This window comes from Paenibacillus sp. FSL M7-1455 (assembly GCF_038004655.1).
Taxonomy (GTDB): Bacteria; Bacillota; Bacilli; order Paenibacillales; family Paenibacillaceae; genus Paenibacillus_AQ; species Paenibacillus_AQ cookii.
Genome location: NZ_JBBORO010000001.1, coordinates 1,398,140 through 1,412,107 on the forward strand (window position 1 = coordinate 1,398,140; position 13,968 = coordinate 1,412,107).

Sequence of the window (13,968 nt, forward strand, 5' to 3'; positions counted from 1 at the left end):
GCTTTTCAATAAATGCGCATGGCTTGAAAACTGTTCGTTTACGGCCGTCCGCGCCGGCGATTAAAGTGGTGGCAAGGGACGGACGCGTCCTTGGCGGACATCCCATCCGGATGAGATGAACATCTTCGAATTCTTTTATGAGGGGGCAAAATGATGCGATTTGGCATGCGAAAAAAAGTAATCGGTTTCACGTTGGTTCTCTTGGCAACGTCCGTCGTCATGACGGCCTGCAGCGGTTCGGGGGGAGGCGGCAATGCCGAGGATGGTGCATCGACCGATCCTGCGGGCAGCGGCAAGAAGGTAAAGCTGACGGCCATCATGACGAAACATCCGTTGACGAAGCCGCTGGCGGAGATGGAGTGGCTGCAGAAGGTCGAAGACAAGGCCGGCGTCGAGATCGAATGGCAGGAAATTACGGCCGATTGGGGCCAGAAAAAAGGAACGATGCTGGCCAGCGGCGACGTGCCGGATTTGTTCGTCGGGCCGAACGTGATCACGGACGCCGATTTTGCCCAGTTCCAGGGATTGTTCCAGGACTTGTCCGGCATGCTGGATCAGGCGCCCAACGTTCAAAAAATGTTCGAGGAGAAACCGGACACGAAACGGATCGCAACGCAACCGGACGGCAAAATTTACGGTCTGCCGAAATACCAGCGGTTCTGGCCAAGCTCCGCGTCGCGCCTTTACATCAATCAGAAGTGGCTCGACAATCTCGGGTTGAAAGTCCCGAACACATGGGATGAGCTGTACGACGTTCTCGTCGCCTTCAAGGAGAAGGACGCCAACGGCAACGGCGATCCGAACGACGAAATCCCGATGGACTGGCCGGGCGGCATCGGCGGGTATTTTAACGCGGCCTATTTGCTCGGCGGCACCGGCATGACGTTGACCGACGGCAGCCCGGAAGGATATTTCGTCGAAGACGGACAGGTGAAAAACTACCTGATCGACGAACGCTACAAATCGCTGGTCATGTTCCTGAACAAGCTTTACAAGGCAGGCCTCATCAATCCGGAAGTGTTTACGCATGATTACACGAAATATCAATCGGTCGCCCGCGGAGACGGGGATACCGCGAAGGTCGGCTTTACGCTTGGTTGGGTCGCGTCCGACCGGTTCGGCGAGAAGCTGGCGCCGCAATATACGTCGATGACGCCGCCGAAGGCGACGCCGGACAGCGGAATCTCGTGGAGCTACGACTACAACTCCTTGAACTACGGCAACAACCATATCGTCATGTCGGCCACATCGAAAAACAAGGAAGCGGCCATGCGCTTCATCAACGAATTGTATGCGCCGGAGGTCGGCATGCAGGTGCTCTTCGGGTCGATCGGTCCGAATATCAAGGATAACGGGGACGGCTCTTACGCCGTGCTGCCGCCGGCCGATCCGAACATGGACCCCGGCACGTGGAAATGGACGTCGACCATGGCGGACCACGGCGCTTTTTATATTCCCGACTCGCTCAAGCTGACGCTGGGCAAGGACATGCAGGAGGTCATCGGACAGTCCAAGCCGATTGAAGCGATCCAAATCGACGTCGACAACGACGTATTGCCGGGCATGTTCATGAAATATTCGACCGTGGACAACAGCACGATGGCGCTGAACAATACGAACGTCATGAATTTGGCGAATACGAGCTTTGCGAAATGGGTGACGAAAGGCGGCGTCGAAGCCGAGTGGGATGCCTACGTGAAGGAAACCGAGAAGGCCGGACTGAAGCAAAACCTGGAGATTATGCAGAAGTACTACGACGAGTACAAGCAAAATAAATAACGTTCGACCGGGGAATGCCGCCGTGCGAGGTGCGGCGGTCCCCGCAAGAGGAAAGGGGATGCTCCGATGCGCAACCGGGGAGGACTGCAGACGCTCAAACGCGATTACCAGCTGTGGATCATGATTTTGCCCGCCATCGCCGTCATTTTTATTTTCAATTACATTCCGATGTACGGCATTCAGCTGGCGTTTCGCGATTACGATTTTTCGAAAGGGCTTACCGGCGGCGAATGGCGGGGGCTGCACTACTTCAAGCAGTTTATCGACAGCTATCTGTTCGTGGATTTGATGCGGAATACGTTTTTGATCAGCCTGGCGACGATCGTGATCGGGTTTCCCGCCCCGATTATCCTGGCGCTCACGTTGAACCAAATCCGGCGCAAGCGGATGAAAAACGTGATGCAGACGGTCGTTTACCTGCCTCATTTTATTTCGATCATCGTTCTGGTCGGCATGATGAACGTGCTGCTGTCGCCGGAAACCGGCGTCGTCGGCCATATGATGAAGGCGATGGGGCTTGGACACATCAACCTGATCGCCTCGACGAATACGTTTATCCCTGTGTACGTGTTGTCCGATATCTGGCAGCATTGCGGCTGGAACAGCATCATCTATTTGGCGGCTTTGTCCACCGTCGACCCGCAGCTGTACGACTCGGCCAAAATGGACGGCGCCAGCCGGTGGCAGATGATCCGTTACGTGGATTTGCCGGCGCTGGTCCCGACGATCGTCATCTTGTTCATTCTCAGTATGGGCAGCATTTTGGGCACCGGGTTCGAGAAGACGTTTTTGATGCAAAATTCGCTCAACCTGCCCGTTTCCGAAGTGATTTCCACCTACGTGTACAAAATCGGGATCATTTCCAACCAGTTCAGCTACGCTTCGGCCATCGGCCTGTTTAATACCGTCATTAATTTTATCTTTTTGTTCGGCGTCAACGCCATTTCGAAAAAAGTGTCCAATACGAGCTTGTACTAATGACACGGATTCGCCTAAAAGGGAGGAATATCCATGATGGCGCTTAAAAGCATGGACGGCAAGGAGCTTCTTTTCAGGATGGCCCTCTTCGTGGTATGCGCGCTTATTTTTCTGGTCATCGCTTATCCGCTTTATTTCATCGTGATTGCGTCGTTCAGCGATTCCACGCTGGTGGCGACCGGCAAAGTGCTGCTGTTTCCGAAAGGGCTGAGCTTGTTCGGGTACAAGGAAATTTTTCAGGACAGCCGCATCTGGACCGGATACCGAAACACCGTTTTTTACACGCTGTTCGGCACGCTCGTCAATATGGTGTTTACGATGCCGGCCGCTTACGTCTTGTCGCGGAGGGAATTCAAGGCAAGGCGGGTGATCATGTTTTTGTTCGTCGTGACGATGTTTTTTAACGGCGGGCTGATCCCGACCTATTTGCTCATGAAGGATCTGCATATCACGAATACGATTTGGGTGTTCATTGTGCCGTTTTGCGTCAACGTTTTTTATTTGATCATCGCCAGGACGTTTTTTGAAAGCTCGCTGCCGCCGGAGCTGTACGAAGCCGCGATGATGGACGGCTGCTCGCATTTCAAATATTTCTTCAAGGTGGCGCTGCCGCTCTCGAAAGCGATGATTTCCGTCATTGCGCTGTATTATTTGGTCGGGCATTGGAACGATTTTTTTACCGCGCTCGTCTACATCCGGGACAACAACCTGCAGCCGCTGCAAATCGTCCTGAGGGACATTTTGCTGTCCAACCAGGCGTTCCAAAACGGGGCGGGCACGGGCGGGGCCGCCGGCGGTTATGCGCAGCGTTACGCGGACCAGATCAAATACGGCGTCATTATCGTGTCGTCGCTGCCGATCCTCGTGTTATACCCGTTCCTGCAAAAATATTTCGAAAAAGGCGTCATGATCGGTTCGGTCAAAGGGTAAGGCGAAAAAAAAGTTGCCCGTTCTCCGTTTGTGTTCACGGAGGGGCAACTTTTTTTCGTTACATGTGTTTGCCGGAGGTATGCATCGATAGCGGCATGTGCTGCTTACGTTCCGACAGGTAAACGGCCAGGGCGATCACAAACGCGAACCCGACCATGACCGCGCCGACCCAGGGCAAGGCAGTCAATCCCATATGATTGATGACCAATCCGCCGCAAAAAGCGCCGAACGCGTTGCCCAGATTGCCCGCCGAGTGGTTGGAGGTGGAGGCTAACGCCGGGGCCTCCTGCGCCAGGTTCATGATTTTGACCTGAATGCCCGGCATGACGGCAAACGCGGCGGCTCCCCACAGGAAAATGGTGATGACGGCGCCGACCGGACTGCGGACCGTAAACGTGAAGATGGTCAGCAGCACGCACAGGCTGAAGAAAATTCCGAATACCGCCGGCATCAGCTTCCAGTCCGCCAGCTTTCCGCCGACGATGTTCCCGACGGTCACGCCGATGCCGAACAGGACGAGAATCCAGGTCACGCTGCGCTCATGATACCCGGTAACCTGCTCCAGCAAAGGGGCGATGTACGTGAACACCGCAAACAGGCTGGAGTTGCCGACCGCGCAGGCCAGCAGCATGACGAGCAGCTTCGGCTGGGCGAGGGCTTTGAACTGCTTGGTCAGGCTGGCTGCCTGATCCTGGCGAATGCGCGGGATAAAAGCGACGATGCCGATCAGCGCGACCACGCCCATCAGCGCAATGGCGGCAAACGAAGCCCGCCATCCCAAATGCTGGCCGATAAAGGTTCCGACAGGTACCCCGATAATGTTCGCGATGGTGAGTCCCGCCATCATGATCGAGACGGCGCCGGCCCGTTTATGCGGTTTAACGAGATTGGCCGCAATGACGGCACCGACCCCGAAAAACGTGCCGTGGCAAAGCGCGCTGATCATCCGTGCTCCCATAAGCACGCCATAATTCGGGGCGATGACCGCGATGCCGTTGCCAAGGATGAATACCAGCATCAGCAGGCACAGCAGCAGCTTTTGCGGCAGCCGGTGGGTAAGGATCGTCATAATCGGCGCCCCGATGGCGACGCCGAGGGCATAGCTGGTGATCAGCTGCCCGGCGGTGGAGATGCTGACGTTCAAATCTTCGGCAACGTTCGGCAGGATGCCCATAATGACGAACTCGGTCATGCCGATCGCGAAGGCGCCTACCGTCAGGGACAGGATCGAAACCGGAAACGGCTCTTTCGTTTTTTCGGGTTTCGTTTTGGATGGATTCATGCTGTATAAACAACCTTTCTGTAGGATTCTATCCATGAAAATACTAACTGTAATTATTCTATTTTTCATGAAAATTTTCAAGAACTAGTTTGTGTAAAAAGCATTGACAGCTTTAGGCAAACCTTTTAAAGTTCAATTAATAACACCACTGGAGAAATTAATTAAGGTAAGGAGCAGTCCGTCCATGCAAAAGCATGACCAGGATTTTATCAAAAGAAAAAACAGGACGACCGTATTCGAAATCATCAAAAACCATTCACCCTTGTCGCGGGCGGAGATCGCCCGATTGACGGGCATGAGCCCGACAACGGTCAGCCGGATCGTCGCCGAACTGGATCACCTCGATTTCATGCACGAAATCGAGCAGGAGACGACGAGCGTCGGCCGCAAAGCGATTTTGCTGAAGGTCAATCCGAAGTCGGTGTTATCGGTCGGCGTGGAAATCGACAAAACGGCCATCCGGATCGGCGCCGTCGATTTGGACGGGAGCGTGATCGGGGGCAAAAGCATCGCCAGAAACGCAGAGGAGAGCTCCGAAGCGACGCTGGGCAGCATTGCGGCAGGGATCAACGCCTTGATCGACGATGAGCGCCTGGACCGCCGGAGAATCGTCGGCATCGGCGTAGGGCTGCCGGGGATCATCGATCATGCCGGAGGAAAGGCCGTGCTGTCGGCCCAGCTGGGCTGGAAGCAGGCCGATATCGCCGGGCTGCTGAAGGCGCGCACCGGACTTGCGGCGGCGGTGGACAACGAACTGAAGGTCAAGTCGCTCGCGGAGCATATGTATGGGGCGGCCAAAGGATCGAAGCGGTCGGTGTTGATCGGTTTCGGCAGCGGCGTCGGTTCCTCGCTGATCATCGACGGGGACATTTACCGGGGCGAGTCCAACAGCGCGGGAGAGGTCGGCCATACCGTCGTCGACCCGGGCGGCCTGCGATGCGATTGCGGCAAAAAAGGATGTTTGCAGACTTATATCGCCGAAGCCGCGCTCATCGAACAGGCGTCCCGAGTCAAGCCGGTCGCATCCTTGGATGAGCTGTTTCAGGCAAGGCGGGACGGAGAGAGGTGGGCCGCGGACATTGTGGACCGGGCGATGGCTTTTATCGCGGTCACGATCGGCAACGTCGCCTGCATGTACAATCCGGATACGGTCATCCTCACCGGCAAGCTTGTCGAGCGTTATCCGGAAGTCAGGGCGTTCATCGCCGAAAAATGCATGAGCGAATACGTATGGGAGCCGCTGCGCGGCACGTTCCGCATCGCCTATTCCGCTTTCGAACAGGACGGCGTCATCATCGGATCGGGCCTGCTTGCGCAAGGCCGTTTCCTGGACATCGCCAGCCAAATCGAGCAGATGGAGCAAAACTAGGAACAATCCAATCCAAAAACGGAGGAACCAACATGTACTTCAAACCATTAGTGGAAGAATACCGCGCCGGCGTGCTCGAAAACGTTCATCTGGGCGTCTTGTGCGGCGTCAATGACAAAGGGGAGGTCGTTCACGAGATCGGCAGCGCCGAGCACGTCACTTACTTGCGCTCCGCGGCGAAGCCGTTCCAGGCCATTCCCGTCATGAAACGGAACATCGCGGAAAAATACGGCCTGACCGCCGCCGAGGCGGCGATGTTCGCCGCGTCCCACCGGGGCGAAGCTTATCATATCGAAGCTTTGGAGTCGATCATGCGCAAAATCGGATTGGCCGAGGAACAACTGCTGACCTGCCCTACGTATCCGCTGAACGACGAGCCGAAGTTCGCCTGCATGCGCGAGGGAAAGGCGCCAAGAAGGATCTACCACAATTGCTCCGGCAAACATTTCGGCATCATTGCCGCGGCGCGGGAGTCGGGATACGACACCGAAACGTACTGGCAGCCGTCCCATCCGATTCAGCAGGAAATTTTGCAGACGCTCGCGGATATGGCGGAATACCCGGCCGATCGGATCGAGGTCGGCGTCGACGGCTGCGGGTTCCCGATTTTTGCGCTGCCGCTGAAGCATATCGCCAAAGCGTATCTTAAGCTGGCCTGCCCGGACCTGATCCCGGATGCAGCCACCCGCGAGGCCGTTAAACGGATGACGGCGTATATGCACGATGCGCCGGACAGCATCGCCAGCCACAATTTCATCTGTTCCGAGCTGCTGCGCGATCCGAATATCGTCGCCAAAGGCGGAGCCAAGGGCGTCTACTGCTTTTCGCTGATCCGGGAACGCATGGCCTTTGCGCTGAAAGTCATCGACGGTTCGGAAACGCCGTGGCCGATCATCGTCGCATCCATTTTGGAGCAAATCGGCTACGGCAACCGGGAGACGATCGACAGATTGTACGCGGTGGTGCCGAAAGAAATCAAAAACGACAATCACGTCCTCGTCGGCGAGCGGAAAGCTTCTTTTGCATTCTAAAATCGATCGGTCACGGGTCGGTAAGAAGGGGTTGAAAATCATGGATTGGTATCAGGAAGCGTCCGGCCGGAAAGCGGCGATCCTGCACGATTTGCAAGGGCTGCTGGCGATTCCGAGCGTCTACGACGCCGAAACGGCGGCTCCCGGGCAGCCGATGGGCAGGGGAATCGGGGAGGCGCTCCGGTTTATGCTGGACCTGTGCGCTGCCGAGGGCTTCCGCGTGCGGAACCTGGACGGATATGTCGGCTACGCCGAATATGGCCCGGAGGATGCCGAGCATTACATCGCGGTGTTGAGCCATCTCGACGTCGTGCCCGTGTCCGGCGAATGGACGACGCCTCCTTTCGAGCCCGACGTGCGCGACGGCAAAATTTTTGCGCGCGGGGCGATCGACGATAAAGGGCCGGCGATGGCTTCTTTTTATGCGCTAAAAATCGTCAAGGATCTCGGCTTGCCGCTCAGGCACCGGATCCGTCTCATTTTCGGCACGGACGAGGAAAAAACGCACCGATGCATGGAGAAATACAAGGAGCTGGAGCCGATGCCCGCATTCGGTTTTACGCCGGACGCCGATTTTCCGATCGTCAGCGCCGAAAAAGGGCAGATCAATACCCGAATCCTGTTCCCGCAGGAGCCGGAAACGCCGGATGCGAAGGGGGAATACGAGCTGCTTTCGTTCCGGTCCGGCGTCGTCGCCAACATGGTTCCGGAAGCGGCCGAGGCGGTCGTTGCGGGTGAAGAGGGAGCCCTCCAAGTCTTGGAGCAGGCGTATCGGGCATATTGCAACGATCACGGGTATAAAGGCGGAGTCGAAACCGGGGAGCAGGCCATCAAGCTGTATATGGCGGGAAAAGCCGCGCATGGGATGGAACCCGAGTTAGGGATGAATGCAGGGCTTGCGCTGATTCATTTCCTGAAAAACTATTCATGGGGCGAAAGCGCAGGACATTACCTGCATACCGTCGATACGTTTTTATACGACGATGTGCACGGGCGCGCCCTGGGCATTGCCATGGAGGATGAACTCAGCGGGAAACTGACCGTCAACAGCGGCATTTTGCAGTTTGATCCGAGGGGAGAAACGTTTTTTCATATCAATTTGCGTTTTCCGGTCTGCGGCAGCTATGAGGAGATTTTAAAGCGCATATCGGTGAAGCTGGAGGAGCACCGCCTGGCCATGGAGCCCCCAAGCTTGAAAAAGCCGCACCATGTGCCGGGGGACCATCCGATGATCCAGGCCATGCAGGCGGTTTACGAGGCCGAAACCGGCCAGCGGGCGAACCTGCTGTCGACGGGCGGCGGCACCTATGCGGCCCATTTCCCGATGGGCGTCGCGTTCGGTCCGCTGTTTCCGGGGATGGAATCCACGGCCCATCAGCCGAACGAATACATGGAGATCGAGCTGCTGCTGCGATGCACGGCGATATACGCGCGCACCTTAAACGAACTTGGAAACTTGGAGATTTAAACAGGCTGCTAAGCACAAATCTTTTTGCAAAGGGATGCATGGATAATGGAGATCAATACGGGGACACATGCCCAAGCGGAAGTCATGATCGAACTAGTATTCAGCGATGGCGAATACGCCCCTTCGCTTCCGCTTTCGGCCAAAATGAAGGAGCGCGGCGGGCAGACCTGGTTTTACGGGCGCCATGCCGGAGAGCAGGATATCTTAGTCATTGGCCTCGGAGCCCGGGAGCGTTTCAGCATGGAAATATTGCGCGAGGCTGCGGGTAACGCGGGCCGGGCGATGCAGGACATCGGCAGGACGACGGCGGAGCTGAACCCGGACGGTTTCATGGACCTGTTCGGCTCCGAAGCGTGGCCGACGGAAGCGATCACGGCCTGGACGGAAGGCTGGCAGCTCGGAACGTATACGTTCAACAAATACAAAGGGAGTGCCAAACCGAAGCCGATCCAACGGGTTCGGATAAGCCCGGAAAGCAGACCGGAGGACGGACCGGCGGCGGAGCTTGGACGCATGCGCGCCGAATCGACCGCGCTTGCCCGCGATTTGTGCAACGAAGCGGCAAGCGATTTGAACCCTTCCGCTTTCGTGGCCCGGATCCGGCAGGTTTTTGCCGGCCGGAACGTCAAGCTTACCGTCTATCAAGGGGAGGAGCTGAAGCAGCGGCAGATGAACGGGCTTTTGGCCGTGGGCGCCGGCAGCAAGCATCCGCCCGCGATGGTGGAAATCAGCTACGAAGGGGATCCGCATGCGGAACATCTGGCCCTCGTCGGCAAAGGCATCACGTTCGACATGGGCGGCATGAACCTGAAGGATGCCCGCGATTTAAGCGACGCCCGCTTTGACATGGGCGGCGCGGCCGCGGTGATCGGCGCGATGGATCTGCTGACGCGCCTTGAGGTAAAGGCCCGCATCACGGCCATCGTTCCGATCGCCGACAACGTGCCGGACGGAGGCGCGTTCCTGCCGTCCGACGTCATCCGATACCCGAATGGCCTGTCCGTGCAGGTCGTCAATACGGACGCCGAAGGCAGGCTGATTTTGGCCGACGGGATTCTTCATGCCCTCCGCTGCGGCGCCCGGCATATCATCGACGTGGCGACGCTGACGGGAGCGGTCGGCCACGCGCTGGGCCTGAAAGTTGCCGGCGTATGGGGGGACGACGAATACACCGGTCAGCTGATGCGTATCGGCGACCGCAACGGGGACCGGATCTGGCGGCTGCCGCTGGTGGACGAAGACGAAGAGCTTCTCGGCAGCCCTTATGCCGATATGGCCAATCTGGCGTCAAGTCCGTACGGCGGCGCGAATATGGCGGCGTTGTTCCTGCGCCGTTTCGTGGACGGGAAAGCGCGTTGGTGCCATATCGACATGGCGAACACCGTTCAAGTTCCCAGCTCGCGCGGATACAAAGTGACGGGAGCGACGGGCTACGGCGTAAGGCTGCTTGCCGATTTCGTGTGCGAGAGGGCCGCGGCGGGAACGGCGAAGGAGGGACTTCCCGATGAAGCTTGAGGTCATTGCCACGACTTTGACGGATGCGCTCCTTGCGGCACAAGGCGGGGCCGACCGGATCGAACTCGTTACCGGCATTTTGGAAGGCGGGTTAACCCCGGGACCGGGGTTGATCCGGGAAGTCGTGCGCCGGGTGAGCATTCCGGTTCATGTCATGGTCCGCCCCCACAGCCAGTCGTTCGTGTACGACGAATATGATCTCCAAACGATGAAGGAAGACATTGCTTTCATCAAGGCAAGCGGCGCGGCCGGCATCGTGGTCGGCACCCTGACCGGGGACGGAAAGGTGGACACGGCAGCGCTGGAATATCTCCTTCAGGACGCCGAAGGCTTAAACGTGACGTTTCATCGCGCTTTTGACGAGATCGAGGATCAGCTGTCCGCGTTTCAGGTGATTGCCGGTTATCCGCAAATCAACCGCATTTTGACGTCCGGCGGCCCGCTGCCGGCGCCGAAGTCCGCGCCGCAAATCAAGCGGCTCGTCGAGGCGTCCCGCGGAACGGGAACCGCGATTCTCGCCGGATACGGGCTTTCCGTGCCGGTGCTGCAGGAGTTCATCGAGGCAACGGACGTTCCGGAGGTCCATTTCGGATCGGCCCTGCGCAGGGACGGAGATCACCTGAAGCCCGTGGAGCCGTCCCGGGTACAAGCGGCGAAGGATATCCTGCGCGGGTTTGAATAGGGGCAAAAGAGGGGATGCGCCGCCGGCCAGACCCGGCCGCACTGCAGCGCGTATGGCGGATCATAAGGAATTCCACGAAGGATGCAGCAAGACCGCATGGCGGCTTGCGCATCCTTTTTTTGCCGCCCGCCATCTTAGATCCCCTCAACCCGGGGTCACTTTTTATCCTCATGAAGTGCACATTCGTATGATGTAAGCGCTATTTTAAAGATCAACCGGCACCCATTTGAAGCGGGAAACTGACTCTGCCGGCCCATCCGCCTTGTATCATTAGAATCAATCCTACAGGAAAGCGAGGAAAGCTAATGAATAAAAAGGGGAAGTCGGCGCTGGTGCTGCTGGCCGCCGTGATGCTTTTGCTGTCGGCCTGCACGTCGGGCAAGAAGGAAACGGCAGAGGAAAGCGGGGCCCCCGGCAAACCGCCCGAAGCGAAAACGGAAACGGCAATCGATCCGTTCCGGCTGCCGGAGCTCGTGGAGGTGAGCACGATCAAAGCGGTGTCGCCGAACGAAAGAATCCCGCAGGGGGACACGATCGAAGACAATATGTACACCCGCCATTTCACCGAAAAAACGAACGTGAAGTTCAAGTATATGTGGTACGCCTCGGGCGACGATTACACGCAAAAACTGAAGCTGGCGGTGGCCAGCAACGATCTGCCCGATGCGATGGTCGTTGACGAACGGACGTTTCTGGAATTGGCGGACGCCGATCAGCTTGAGGATTTGACCGACGTATTCCAAACTTATGCGTCCGATCAGGTCAAGCAAATCTATGAGCTGAACGAAGGCTTGTCCCTCGACAAAGCGACGATCGACGGCAAGCTGCTGGCCATTCCGAACATCGTGCCGAAGGGAGATTCCTTCCAGGAGATCTGGGTGCGGAAAGACTGGCTCGACAAGCTGGGCCTGCAGCCTCCGAAGACGGTGGACGACGTGGAAAAGATCGCCGAGGCGTTTATTACCCGCGATCCGGACGGCAACGGCAAAAACGACACGATCGGGCTGCCCGGCAACAACGGGGTCGTCACGACCGATTACGGCTGGAACTATGATTTCAAGGCGCTGTTTAATGCTTTTGGCGCTTATCCAAGCATTTGGCTGAAGGACGGCTCGGGCAACGTCGTATACGGCTCCACCACGCCGGAAGCCAAGCAGGCGCTCGGCAAGCTGGCGGAATGGTACAAAAAGGGGCTGATCGACAAGGACTTCGCGCTCCGCAAAAATCCCGACGAGCTGGTGGTCGGCGGGAAAAGCGGCATCTTTTTCGGGCCGTGGTACATGCCGTTCGGCACCTTGACAAACGCCATGATGTCCGATCCGAAGGCCGATTGGAGAGCCTACGCGATCGCCGACGGCCATGGGCAGTACAATGCGACCGTCGTGCCTCCGAGCAGCAGCTTCCTCGTGGTGAAAAAAGGCTTCAAGCACCCGGAAGCGGTCATGACGTATTTCAACTACAATACCCGTTTCCTGCAAACGCCGACGCCCGACGATAAAAAGCTGGACCAAACCTATGTCAGCCTGCGCCCGATCGATTTGAACATCGGCGATCCCGACGCGGTGCTGAAAAAACATGAAATGATCAAAGGCGCGATCGAAGGCAAGCTGACGCCGGACCAGCTGTCTCCGGAGATGCAGGGGCATCTGGAGCGCTGGAACAAATATAAAGCCGACCCGAAAGCGAACATCGGCGAATGGGGCCCTCCTTATGCGTATTTGGTCGGCGGGCAGCCGATGGCGGACGTAAAGTTCAACGAGGTGTATTCGCTGTATACGGCCACGACGAAAACGATGGAGAAACGCTGGAGCAATCTGCAGAAGCTGGAAAACGAAACCTATTTCAAAATCGTCCTCGGCGAGCTGCCGCTGGGTGCATTTGATTCATTCGTGGCCGATTGGAAGGCGCAGGGCGGAGAGCAGATCATGAAAGAAGTTCAAGAGGCCGTTCAGAAATGACGGGAAAAGCCGAGCAAACCCGCCTTCCGGTTCGGCCGCAAACGGAGCTTTCCGAGACAAGGCCGGGCAAGAAGAGCAAAAAACCGTTCCAGGCGCATTACCACTTGATGCTCATGCCCGGCATCATCCTGCTCCTTATTTTCTCCATCATCCCGATGTTCGGCCTGCTGATGGCTTTTCAGGATTACAAAATCAGCAAGGGGATTTTCGGATCCCCGTGGGTCGGGCTCGAAAACGTTACCTATTTTTTCGAATTGAGCGACAGCAAGGTCATTATCCGGAATACGCTGTTTCTCGCCATATCCAAAATCGTCGCCAACCTGATCGTGCCGCTTGTGTTTGCCGTCCTGCTGAACGAAGTCCGGCAGCGTGCGTTTAAACGGACGGTGCAGACGATCGTTTACCTGCCGCATTTTTTGTCCTGGGTCATTTTGGCGGGAATTTTCTCGGAGCTGCTCCTGACCGACGGGATCGTCAACCGGATGCTGGAGGTTTTCGGAATCGGCCCGATCCAATTTTTGGGGGACAACCGCGTGTTCCCGTACATTCTGATCGGCAGCGACGTGTGGAAGGAATTCGGGTTCAACACGATCATTTATTTGGCCGCGCTGGCAGGCATCGATCCCCACCTGTACGAGGCGGCATCCATCGACGGCGCCGGTTGGCGGAAGCAAACCCGCCTGATCACGCTGCCGCTGCTTCGGGCGACGATCATTTTGCTGGCGACGCTGGCCATCGGCAATATTTTGAACGCCGGCTTTGACCAGATCTTCAACATGTATTCCCCGATCGTCTATGAATCCTCCGACGTGATCGACACCTACGTGTACCGGGCGGGCATTCTGGACGGCCAATACGGGTTCGCGACGGCCATCGGGCTGATGAAATCGCTCATCGCGTTCGTTCTGATCATTTTTTCCTACTCGCTCGCGTACAAGTATGCGAATTACCGGATTTTCTAATCGGGAAGGAGGTG

At 57.1% G+C, this 13,968-nt stretch carries 11 protein-coding genes; 10 read left to right on the forward strand and 1 reads right to left on the reverse strand.

Annotated elements, in window-relative coordinates; all coding sequences use genetic code 11:
• The first annotated feature begins 165 nt into the window (after positions 1-165).
• The 3 genes from NYE48_RS06530 to NYE48_RS06540 all read left to right on the forward strand — a co-directional run bounded on the left by NYE48_RS06530 (position 166) and on the right by NYE48_RS06540 (position 3,687).
• Entirely contained in the window at positions 166-1,779 is a 1,614-nt protein-coding gene (locus NYE48_RS06530; protein ID WP_340997589.1) for an ABC transporter substrate-binding protein, read from the forward strand.
• 66 nt (positions 1,780-1,845) lie between these two features.
• Entirely contained in the window at positions 1,846-2,757 is a 912-nt protein-coding gene (locus NYE48_RS06535; protein ID WP_036711825.1) for an ABC transporter permease, read from the forward strand.
• A 36-nt stretch (positions 2,758-2,793) separates the two neighbouring features.
• Positions 2,794-3,687 carry a carbohydrate ABC transporter permease gene (locus NYE48_RS06540; protein WP_341000609.1) on the forward strand — a complete coding sequence of 298 codons (894 nt, stop codon included), beginning with the start codon at positions 2,794-2,796 and terminating at the stop codon, positions 3,685-3,687.
• Between the two features lie 58 nt (positions 3,688-3,745).
• On the opposite strand, the gene NYE48_RS06545 is transcribed toward NYE48_RS06540, so the two are convergent.
• Positions 3,746-4,969 carry an MFS transporter gene (locus tag NYE48_RS06545; RefSeq protein WP_340997590.1) on the reverse strand — a complete coding sequence of 408 codons (1,224 nt, stop codon included), beginning with the start codon at positions 4,967-4,969 and terminating at the stop codon, positions 3,746-3,748.
• Positions 4,970-5,153: 184 nt separating this feature from the next.
• Between NYE48_RS06545 and NYE48_RS06550 the strand changes: the two genes are divergently transcribed.
• The 7 genes from NYE48_RS06550 (at position 5,154) to NYE48_RS06580 (ending at position 13,954) form a co-directional block, all read left to right on the forward strand.
• Entirely contained in the window at positions 5,154-6,338 is a 1,185-nt protein-coding gene (locus NYE48_RS06550) for an ROK family transcriptional regulator (RefSeq protein ID WP_340997593.1), read from the forward strand.
• Positions 6,339-6,370: 32 nt separating this feature from the next.
• Positions 6,371-7,369, forward strand: a complete 999-nt coding sequence (locus NYE48_RS06555) for an asparaginase (RefSeq protein ID WP_212950488.1) — start codon at positions 6,371-6,373, stop codon at positions 7,367-7,369.
• A gap of 40 nt (positions 7,370-7,409) precedes the next feature.
• Positions 7,410-8,837 carry a dipeptidase PepV gene (gene pepV, locus NYE48_RS06560; protein WP_340997594.1) on the forward strand — a complete coding sequence of 476 codons (1,428 nt, stop codon included), beginning with the start codon at positions 7,410-7,412 and terminating at the stop codon, positions 8,835-8,837.
• A 45-nt stretch (positions 8,838-8,882) separates the two neighbouring features.
• A complete protein-coding gene (locus NYE48_RS06565) occupies positions 8,883-10,352 on the forward strand; it encodes a M17 family metallopeptidase (protein ID WP_212950484.1) in 1,470 nt (489 codons plus the stop codon).
• On the forward strand, positions 10,342-11,034 hold the full coding sequence (locus tag NYE48_RS06570) for a copper homeostasis protein CutC (RefSeq protein ID WP_340997597.1): 693 nt from the start codon (positions 10,342-10,344) through the stop codon (positions 11,032-11,034). Before NYE48_RS06565 ends, NYE48_RS06570 begins: the two co-directional genes overlap by 11 nt.
• A gap of 305 nt (positions 11,035-11,339) precedes the next feature.
• Positions 11,340-12,992, forward strand: a complete 1,653-nt coding sequence (locus NYE48_RS06575; protein WP_340997599.1) for an extracellular solute-binding protein — start codon at positions 11,340-11,342, stop codon at positions 12,990-12,992.
• Complete coding sequence (locus tag NYE48_RS06580) at positions 12,989-13,954, forward strand: ABC transporter permease (protein WP_445323947.1); 966 nt, start codon at positions 12,989-12,991, stop codon at positions 13,952-13,954. The genes NYE48_RS06575 and NYE48_RS06580 overlap by 4 nt, the downstream gene beginning before the upstream one ends.
• Positions 13,955-13,968 lie beyond the last annotated feature (14 nt).

Bases quoted from the DNA above. Each gene is read 5' to 3' on its own strand.
- NYE48_RS06530 (WP_340997589.1), top strand. From the start codon at position 166: ATGCGAAAAAAAGTAATCGGTTTCACGTTGGTTCTCTTGGCAACGTCC.
- NYE48_RS06535 (WP_036711825.1), top strand. From the start codon at position 1,846: ATGCGCAACCGGGGAGGACTGCAGACGCTCAAACGCGATTACCAGCTG.
- NYE48_RS06540 (WP_341000609.1), top strand. From the start codon at position 2,794: ATGGCGCTTAAAAGCATGGACGGCAAGGAGCTTCTTTTCAGGATGGCC.
- NYE48_RS06545 (WP_340997590.1), bottom strand. From the start codon at position 4,969: ATGAATCCATCCAAAACGAAACCCGAAAAAACGAAAGAGCCGTTTCCG.
- NYE48_RS06550 (WP_340997593.1), top strand. From the start codon at position 5,154: ATGCAAAAGCATGACCAGGATTTTATCAAAAGAAAAAACAGGACGACC.
- NYE48_RS06555 (WP_212950488.1), top strand. From the start codon at position 6,371: ATGTACTTCAAACCATTAGTGGAAGAATACCGCGCCGGCGTGCTCGAA.
- pepV (WP_340997594.1), top strand. From the start codon at position 7,410: ATGGATTGGTATCAGGAAGCGTCCGGCCGGAAAGCGGCGATCCTGCAC.
- NYE48_RS06565 (WP_212950484.1), top strand. From the start codon at position 8,883: ATGGAGATCAATACGGGGACACATGCCCAAGCGGAAGTCATGATCGAA.
- NYE48_RS06570 (WP_340997597.1), top strand. From the start codon at position 10,342: ATGAAGCTTGAGGTCATTGCCACGACTTTGACGGATGCGCTCCTTGCG.
- NYE48_RS06575 (WP_340997599.1), top strand. From the start codon at position 11,340: ATGAATAAAAAGGGGAAGTCGGCGCTGGTGCTGCTGGCCGCCGTGATG.
- NYE48_RS06580 (WP_445323947.1), top strand. From the start codon at position 12,989: ATGACGGGAAAAGCCGAGCAAACCCGCCTTCCGGTTCGGCCGCAAACG.